At 67.2% G+C, this 8,101-nt stretch carries 10 protein-coding genes; 1 reads left to right on the forward strand and 9 read right to left on the reverse strand.

Annotated elements, in window-relative coordinates:
* Positions 1–8 precede the first annotated feature (8 nt).
* The 8 genes from PSA7680_RS15700 to PSA7680_RS15735 all read right to left on the reverse strand — a co-directional run bounded on the left by PSA7680_RS15700 (position 9) and on the right by PSA7680_RS15735 (position 6,712).
* Positions 9–299: a UxaA family hydrolase gene (locus tag PSA7680_RS15700; protein ID WP_085869635.1), complete on the reverse strand. Its 291-nt coding sequence runs from the start codon at positions 297–299 to the stop codon at positions 9–11.
* Between the two features lie 11 nt (positions 300–310).
* Positions 311–1,303 carry an alcohol dehydrogenase catalytic domain-containing protein gene (locus PSA7680_RS15705; protein WP_085869636.1) on the reverse strand — a complete coding sequence of 331 codons (993 nt, stop codon included), beginning with the start codon at positions 1,301–1,303 and terminating at the stop codon, positions 311–313.
* Positions 1,300–2,085 carry an SDR family NAD(P)-dependent oxidoreductase gene (locus PSA7680_RS15710; protein WP_085869637.1) on the reverse strand — a complete coding sequence of 262 codons (786 nt, stop codon included), beginning with the start codon at positions 2,083–2,085 and terminating at the stop codon, positions 1,300–1,302. The genes PSA7680_RS15705 and PSA7680_RS15710 overlap by 4 nt, the downstream gene beginning before the upstream one ends.
* Entirely contained in the window at positions 2,078–3,385 is a 1,308-nt protein-coding gene (gene hisD, locus PSA7680_RS15715; protein ID WP_085869638.1) for a histidinol dehydrogenase, read from the reverse strand. Before hisD ends, PSA7680_RS15710 begins: the two co-directional genes overlap by 8 nt.
* A gap of 9 nt (positions 3,386–3,394) precedes the next feature.
* A complete protein-coding gene (locus PSA7680_RS15720; protein ID WP_085869639.1) occupies positions 3,395–4,723 on the reverse strand; it encodes a TRAP transporter large permease in 1,329 nt (442 codons plus the stop codon).
* Positions 4,724–4,733: 10 nt separating this feature from the next.
* A complete protein-coding gene (locus PSA7680_RS15725; RefSeq protein ID WP_085869640.1) occupies positions 4,734–5,246 on the reverse strand; it encodes a TRAP transporter small permease in 513 nt (170 codons plus the stop codon).
* A 108-nt stretch (positions 5,247–5,354) separates the two neighbouring features.
* Positions 5,355–6,500 carry a TRAP transporter substrate-binding protein gene (locus PSA7680_RS15730; RefSeq protein ID WP_085869641.1) on the reverse strand — a complete coding sequence of 382 codons (1,146 nt, stop codon included), beginning with the start codon at positions 6,498–6,500 and terminating at the stop codon, positions 5,355–5,357.
* A 20-nt stretch (positions 6,501–6,520) separates the two neighbouring features.
* A complete protein-coding gene (locus PSA7680_RS15735) occupies positions 6,521–6,712 on the reverse strand; it encodes a hypothetical protein (RefSeq protein ID WP_085869642.1) in 192 nt (63 codons plus the stop codon).
* A 142-nt stretch (positions 6,713–6,854) separates the two neighbouring features.
* Between PSA7680_RS15735 and PSA7680_RS15740 the strand changes: the two genes are divergently transcribed.
* On the forward strand, positions 6,855–7,913 hold the full coding sequence (locus PSA7680_RS15740; RefSeq protein WP_245824688.1) for a LacI family DNA-binding transcriptional regulator: 1,059 nt from the start codon (positions 6,855–6,857) through the stop codon (positions 7,911–7,913).
* Here PSA7680_RS15740 and PSA7680_RS15745 read toward each other — a convergent pair.
* The coding region (locus tag PSA7680_RS15745) for a transposase (protein WP_217808310.1) at positions 7,910–8,101 on the reverse strand (192 nt) is incomplete at its 5' end. The two genes, PSA7680_RS15740 and PSA7680_RS15745, sit on opposite strands and share 4 nt — an antisense overlap.

The raw sequence follows: 8,101 nt of genomic DNA on the forward strand, positions 1-8,101 counted from the left end.
TCGGCTCCTTACCAGCGTTTGGTTTTGCAGTTGTGGGTGTGGACGTGGCCGCCCTTGGGAACGTCGGCGATGATCTTGCCGATGTCCTCGCCGTATTTGATCGCGGTGTCGCCGGCCTTCAGATCCTTCAGCGCGATCTTGTGGCCGATGGGCACGTCGGCCCCGGCGGTGAGGCGGAAGGTGGAGTTGTCGTGGGTCACGCAACAAAGCATGTCGGTGCCCGCGGTCAGCCCTTCCACCACGACCACGCCGACGTTGTCGGCATGTTCATGGACGAGCAGGTGGGGGATTTCAGCCATTGATGGTCTCCTCAGGCGTCAGGTTTCAGAAGGATCTTGGGGGCCTGCACGCGGCCGGCCCGGATGTCGGCGAAGGCGGCGGCGCCTTCGGAAAGGGGGCGGCGCTCGGTCCAGTCCAGAGGGCCGAGGCGCCCGTCGAACATCGCTTGCGCGCAGTCGCGGAAATCCTGCGAGGTGTAGGTGTAGGTGCCGGTGAAGGTGATCTCCTGCAGCGTCATGCGGCGGATATCGAGCCCGCCTTCGGCCGAGCCGAGGCCGATGTGCACGATGATGCCGCCGGGGCGGGCCGCCAGGGACGCCGCCGCGCGGGTGGGCACGATGCCGACGCCATCCACGATCACGTCATACTGGCGGCTGGTGGCGGCCTCCGGGGCGATGACCTCCATCCCGCAGGCCTCCTTGAGATAGGCGGCGCGGGCGGCGTTTGGCTCGACGATACGGATATCCGCGATGCCTTGCGCCTTGAGGCTCAGTGCCGCGCCGAGGCCGATCGCACCGCCCCCGAAGACCAGCGCCCTTGCATCGGCTTGGGCACCGGCGGGGTGGGCGCGGGCGATGCGGGCTGCGTGCCAGCCGCAGGCGATGGGCTCCGCCAGGGCCGCCTGGTCGGACGAGACGTGACCCGGCACCGCCACGAGGTTGCGCTCCGGCAGCGCGACCCATTCGGCGAAGCCGCCTTCGCGCGGGGGCATGGAGATGATCTGGCGCTCGGGGCAGAGGTTGTCCTGCCCGCTCCGGCAGGCCCGGCAGGTGCCGCAGGTGACGAGCGGGTTGATGGTGACGCGCTGGCGGCTGCCGTCGGGCATCACCGCCACACCAGCCACCTCGTGGCCGAGGATCAGCGGCGCCGGGCGGCGTTCGTCATGGCCGAGGTAGGCGTGCATGTCGGAGCCGCAGATGCCGGCGCTTTCCACCTGCACGATAAGTTCGCCGGCAGCCGGGGCGGGGGGCGGGACGTCCCGGATTTCAAGGCTCTCAGGGCCGGTATAGACAAGTGCCTTCATTTCGCGGTGAACCCCCCGTCGACCATGAGGATCTGCCCGGTCACGTAGCGGGAGGCCTCGGAGCAGAGAAACAGAAGCGGGCCGTCCAGATCTTCCGGCACGCCGTTGCGGCCGATGCAGGTTTGCGCCGCATTGCGGGCCGCGCGGGCCTCGTCGGAGAAGACGGCCGCCGTGAGTTCGGTCGGGAAGAAGCCCGGCGCGATGGCGTTGGCGGTGATGCCCCGTCCGGACCACGCCTCGGCCATGGCCCGCGTCATCTGCGCCACGCCGCCTTTGCTGGCCCCGTAGGCGATGCCGCCCGGAAAGGCGCGGAAGGATTGCAGCGAGGCGAAATTAACGATCCGCCCCCAGCCCTTTTCGGCCATCGCGGGCGCGAAGGCCTGGCTCAGGAAGAAGGGGGCGGAGAGGTTGACGGCAAGCGTGGCCTCCCAGCCTTCGGGCGTCACCTCGTCGGCGCCCTGCCGCGTGTTGAGCCCGGCGGCATGGACAAGGATGTCGGGCGCGCCGAAAGGGGCGGCGATCCGGTCCACGAGAGCGGACCGCCCGACGGGATCGGCCACGTCGGCGGCCACCGCCGCGCGCGCGCCGGGCCCTTCCGCGCAGAAGGCTTCGAGCGCCTCGGCGCGGCGGGCCACGGCGATCACCTTCGCACCCGCACCCGCCAGCACCTCCGCCGCCCGCCGCCCGAGGCCCGAGCTGGCCCCGGTCACGCAGGCGACGCGCCCGGCAACGGAGAACAGCGCGGGATCGGGCGCGACGGAAGAGGCGGCGGTGCTATTCATCGGCGGAGAGGTTGAAGGTTTCGTCGGGGAAGTATTTCTTCAGCCGGATGTCGGCGGTGCGGGCGTGGCCCTCCATGCCTTCCAGCCGCGAAATCCGCGCGGTGGCCTCCGCCACGGGCTTGGCGCCTTCGCGGGTGGCGCGCTGCCACGTGACGATCTTCATGTATTTGTGCACCGAAAGGCCGCCGGTGTAGCTGGCCGCGCCCGAGGTGGGCAGCACGTGGTTGGTGCCGGAAGCCTTGTCGCCGAAAGCGACGGTGGTTTCCTCTCCGAGGAAGAGCGAGCCGTAGCAGGAGAGGCGGTCGAGCCACCAGTCCAGATCCTCGGCCTGCACGGTGAGGTGCTCCGGGGCGTAGTCATCGGAGGTGGCCGCCATCTCCTCGCGATCGGCGCAGAGGATCACCTCGGCGTAGTCGCGCCAGGCGGCGGTGGCGTTCTCGCGGTTCACCTCGGGCAGATCCTCGATCAGCGGCGGCACGAGGCGCATCACCTCCTCGGCGAGCGCGCGATCGTCCGTGACGAGCCAGACCGGCGAATTGTAGCCGTGCTCGGCCTGCCCCACGAGATCGGTGGCCACGATCATCGGATCGGCCGTCTTGTCGGCCAGGATCAGGCTGTCGGTCGGGCCGGCGATCATGTCGATGCCGACCCGCCCGAAGAGCATCCGCTTGGCCTCGGCCACGAACTGGTTGCCGGGGCCGACGAGGATGTTGGCCTTGGGCAGGCCGAAGAGGCCGAAGGTCATCGCGGCGACGGCCTGCACCCCGCCCATGGCCATGATCTTGTCGGCTCCGCAGACATGGGCGGCGTAGATGATCGCCGGCGCGACGCCCACGCCGGGGCGGGGCGGGGAGGCGGCGACGATGTTCCTGCAGCCGGCGACCTTGGCCGTCGTCACCGTCATGATGGCGCTGGCGATGTGGCTGTAGCGCCCGCCGGGCACGTAGCAGCCGGCGGCATGCACGGGGATGGCCTTCTGGCCCGCGATCAGGCCCGGCACCACCTCGACCTCGAAGTTGCCCACCGTCGCAAGCTGCGCCTCGGCGAATTTCTTCACGTTGGCATGGGCGAACTCGATGTCCTTGCGCAGCTGCTCGGGCACCTGCGCGGCGGCGGCGGCGACGGTTTCCTCCGACAGCAGGATCTCGCCGTCGTAGCGGTCGAACTTGCGCGCGTATTCGAGCGCCTTCTCGTCGCCGCCGGCCTCGATGTCATCGAGGATGCCGCGCACGATCTCCTTGGTTTCGGTGGCGTCGCTCCTTGAGGTGAGCGTGGCCTTCTTCAGGTACTCTCTCGGCATGGCAGGGCCCTATTTGTAGATGTCCGGCAAGAGGACGGTGGAAATGGTCGGCACGTAGGCGATGAAGAGGGTCACCACGAGCATGAAGAAAACGAAGGGGATGGCGCGATAGGCGATCCGAAGGATCGACTCCCCGGTGATCCCGGCCACCACGAAGAGGTTGAGCCCCAGCGGCGGGGTGATGAAGCCCACGCCGAGCGCGGTGATCATCATGATGCAGAACTGGATCTCGTTCATGCCGATGTCGTCGGCCAGGGGTTTCAGGATCGGCGCGAGGATCACGATGTTGGGCGTCGTCTCCATCACGCAGCCGGCCGCGATCAGGATGCCCACCATCATGAGGATCAGGATCAGCGGCTCGTCGCTCACCGAGGTGGCGGCGGCCACGAAGCCCTGCGGCACGCCGATGATGGCGAGCGCCTCGGCCAGCGGGGCGGAGAAGGCGATGATCGGCAGGATCACCCCGTTCACCTTGGCCGAGCTCACCAGCATCGCCGGAAAATCGCTCAGCCGCAGTGTGCCGAGGATGAAGCCCATGATGATCGTCACCACCACGGCCGTGGCGCCCGCCTCGGTGGGGGTGAGGCGGCCCGAGAAGATGCCGTAGAAGATGATGCCGGGCACGAGGAAGGCATACCAGCCGGATTTGAGCGCCGCGCCCAGGCGGGAGAAATACTCGCCCATGCTGATGTTTCCGCCGCCTTCCCAGCCCTTGAGCCGGTTCATGATGATGTTGGTGGCGAGGATCGACAGCAGGATGGCGATGCCCGGGATCAGCGCGGCGAGGAAGAGCGTGGAGGCGGAAATCCCCAGCACGAGGCCGATGATGATGTAGGCGATGGAGGGCGGGATCAGGATGCCGGTGCAGGCTCCGGCGGCCACCAGCGCGCAGGCGTAGGGGCGGGGGTAGCCCGATTCCACCAGCCGGTCGATCGTCATGCGGCCCACCGCGGCGGCACCGGCGGCGTCAGAGCCCGAGATCGCGGCGAACATGCCGCAGACAAGCACCGTGGCCGAGCCGAAGCCGCCCTTCGCGAACTGGGTGAGCGCCTCGGCGACGTCGAGGAACTTCCGGCTCAGGCCCGTGCGCACCAGCACGTCGCCCGTGAGGATGAAGAGCGGCACGGCGGTGAGTGCGAAGAAATCGATGCCCGAGAAGAGCTTTTCGCCCACGAGGCTCAGGGGCAGCGCACCGGACCAGACCAGCATCACGATGGCGGAGGAGCCGATGGCGGCCCAGACGGGCACGGCAAGCGCCACGAGCAGCACGAAGAGGATGACGGGGCCGTAGAAATCCCAGCCCAGGACGACGGATTGATCGAGTTGGTTCCAAAGCATCGCAGGGCCCTCAGTCGAACAGCTTGTCGCCTTCGTAGACGGGGCGGCCCGCACGAAGGTCCGCGATGTCGCGGAGGATGGATTGAACGAGGCGCAGCAGCACGAGCGCGAAACCCACGGGCACCGCCATCAGGAACCAGACGCGGCTGATCCGGAGCCCGTCTGTGACGGAGCCGAACTTGGCGGAAACATGCACGGTTTCATACGAGTAGTAGAGCGCGACGACGGAAACGGCGACCATCACCAGATCTCCGAAGAGGTAGATCACCGCCTTGGTGCGCGGGCCGACGTAATGCAGGATCACGTCGATCCTTATGTGGCCGCGTTCCTTCACGGCGGCGGCCGCCCCGATCCAGGCGAGATAGATGAAGGAGTAGCGCACGATCTCCTCGCCCCAGATCGAGGAGTAGGAGAGCAATTCGCGGCGCAGCACCTCGATGAACATCGTCGCCACGAGCATCGTGTAGAAGATGAGCAAGAGCCATCGCTCGGCATTCCGGTTGAGGGTTTGCAGAACTTGCATCCGTCACATCCTTCCCGTGCGCTGGCTTTGAACGGCCCGCGGCGATGCTGGTTTCAAGAGGGGTTTCAGAGGGTTGGCAGGGCGGGCGGGCCGCCCTGCCGTGATGCGTCAGGCGTCGTGGACGTAGTAGCGGCCCATGGTGCCGGCGGCCTCTTCGAGCTTGGCGAAGGTCTCCATCGAGCCAGCCAGCTCGACCTTGAACTCGTCCCATTCGCTGCGCTGGTAGCCACCGGCCTCTTTCCATTCGCCGAGCTGATCTTCGCTCAGGGAATGGAATTCGACGCCGGCCTTCACCAGCTCGGCCATGGCGTAGGCGCGCGCGGAGGGCACTTTGGCGAGGTTCTGGTGGGCGGTCAGCTCACCGGCAAACTCGACGCCTTCCTGAACGTCGGAGGGCAGCGAGTTGAACCACTCGAGGTTCATCGAGTAGATCTGGCTGTCCGGCACCGCCTGCGTGAAGGTGACGTGGCTCAGGATGTCCTTGAAGCCAAACACGTAGAGCGCGCCGACAGAAGGATCGAGCGCATCGGCCACGCCCTGCTTGATGGCAGACGGCGTCTCGCCCCAGGCCACAGGCGTCGGGTTGGCGCCGACCATGCGGTAGTACTGCTGCAGCATCTTGGAGCCCGGCACGCGGAATTTCACGCCGGCCATGTCGCCCGGGGTGATGACGGCATCGCCGCCCTTGCGCACGGCCACGACGCGCGGATCGATGTTGATGTAGAACAGCGCCTTGAAGCCCGCGGCTTCGATCTTGGGGTGCACTTCGCTCTTCCAGGCGTCGGAGGTGACGAGGTTGGTGAAGCGCTGGTTGGAGCCGCAGAAGTAGGGCATGTTGATGAGGTCGGCCGCGCTCGCATAGGGCGCGAAGTTGGACAACGAGTGCTGGGCGCATTGGATCGTGCCGGCCTGCACCGCCTGCACCAGCGCCCCGCCCGCGCCGAGCTGGCCGCCGGGGGCGAGCTTGACGTAGATCTTGCCGTTGGTGGCGTTCTGGATGTTTTCCTTCAGGTCCAGCTGCATGATCGGATAGCTGCGGGAGGCGCCCAGCACGTAGGCCGTGGCGATCGTCATCACGTGGTCCGCGGCGGCCTCACGCTCTTTCTCTTCCTTGGCGGTCTGGGCGACGGCCTCGGTGGACCAGAGCATCCCGCCGGCCCCGGCGACGACGGCCGCCGTGAAGCTGCCGCTGCCGGCCAGTTTCAAGAAGTTGCGTCGCTCCAGCGACGCGATCTCGCGTTTCTCACGATCCATGTTTTCCTCCCTGGATTGGTTCATGATTGGTTGTTGTCTTTTGATTTTTCGGCGGCTTCGCGGCGCAGGATGTCGATCACGAAGACGATGGTCGCCGCGAAGAGCATCAGCATTTCGCCCACGTCGCCCATGAACTGGGCCTTGCCGTAGGCCCCGAGCAGAACATTGCCGAGGTAGATGGCGAAGAGCGCCGCGGAAAATAGCAGAAACACGGGTGACTCCTCCCTTCACGCCGATTCTCCAGAAATGTAAGCGCTTACATTTCACGATGCAAGCGCTTACATTTGATCCCGTGCCCGCATGGCGGTAAGCCGGAAGGGCGGGAACGCGAGGTTGGAAACGAAAGGGGCATGAATGGCTGAGGATCGGCCCGGCACGGACGGCGGCATGGCGTGGGAAGGAATTTCCCCGACGCTGGAAGACGTTGCCGCGCGTGCAAAGGTCTCCACGGCGACGGTATCCCGATGCCTGAACGCCCCGCAGCGGGTCTCGGAACGGACCCGTGAACGGGTGATGGAGGCCGTCCGGGCGCTCGGATATGCCCCGCATTTCGGCGCACGCGCGCTGGCCGCCAACCGCACAAACACCTTCGGCGCGATCATCCCGACCATGGAAAACGCGATCTTCGCGCGTGGCCTTCAGGCCTTCCAGGAGGAGCTGGGCCGCCACGGAATCACCCTGCTGGTGGCCTCGTCCTCCTATAGCCCGGAGCTGGAGGAGGAGCAGATCCGCACGCTGATCGCGCGCGGGGCGGAGGCCGTGCTGCTGATCGGGCAGGATCGCACGCCGGAAAGCTACACGCTGCTGCGTCGGCGCAGGATCCCGCATGTCGTCGCCTGGACCAACGCGCGCGGGGAGGGGCCGGTGTCGATCGGCTTCGACAACCGAAAGGCCATGGCCGCGCTCACCGCCCGCGTGCTCGAGCAGGGGCACCGCCGGCTCGCCCTCGTCAGCGCGCCGCGCGCGGGCAACGACAGGGCGCGCGAGCGCGCCGAGGGCGTATCGGAGGCGATGGCGGCGCACGGGGTGCCGCCCGCCGATCTGGTGCTGATCGAAACACCCTATTCCATCACCAACGGAGCGGAGGCCTTTGCCCGGCTGATGGCGCGCAGGCCCCGGCCCACGGCCGTGCTCTGCGGCAACGACGTTCTGGCCGCCGGGGCGCTGCGGCAGGCGCGGGAAATGGGGATCGACGTGCCGGGCGAAGTCTCCGTGACCGGCTTCGACGACATCGAACTGGCCGAGATCGTGACGCCGGCGCTGACCACCGTCCACGTGCCGCACCGCGCCATGGGCGCCGGCGCCGCGCGCAAGCTCATGGCCCTGCGCAACGGCGAGGACGTGGGTGCCAGCGAGGAACTGGAGGCCACCATCGTGTGGCGGGAGTCCCTGGGCCCCGCCGCCGTCGGCTAGGTCGTGGACTCATAATGTCTGATCCAGAGCCTTGAGCAAGCGAGGTGAAGTGCGGCGAGGAAGTTTGCTGCGGTTTTGAAGTATCGCGTTGCGATGCCGCGGAAGTGTTTGAGACGATTGAAGAACCGTTCGACCTTGTTGCGTTCGCGGTAGAGGTCTCGGTCGACGGTCCTGACCACGCGGACGTT

This window comes from Pseudoruegeria aquimaris, assembly GCF_900172235.1.
GTDB lineage: Bacteria > Pseudomonadota > Alphaproteobacteria > Rhodobacterales > Rhodobacteraceae > Pseudoruegeria > Pseudoruegeria aquimaris.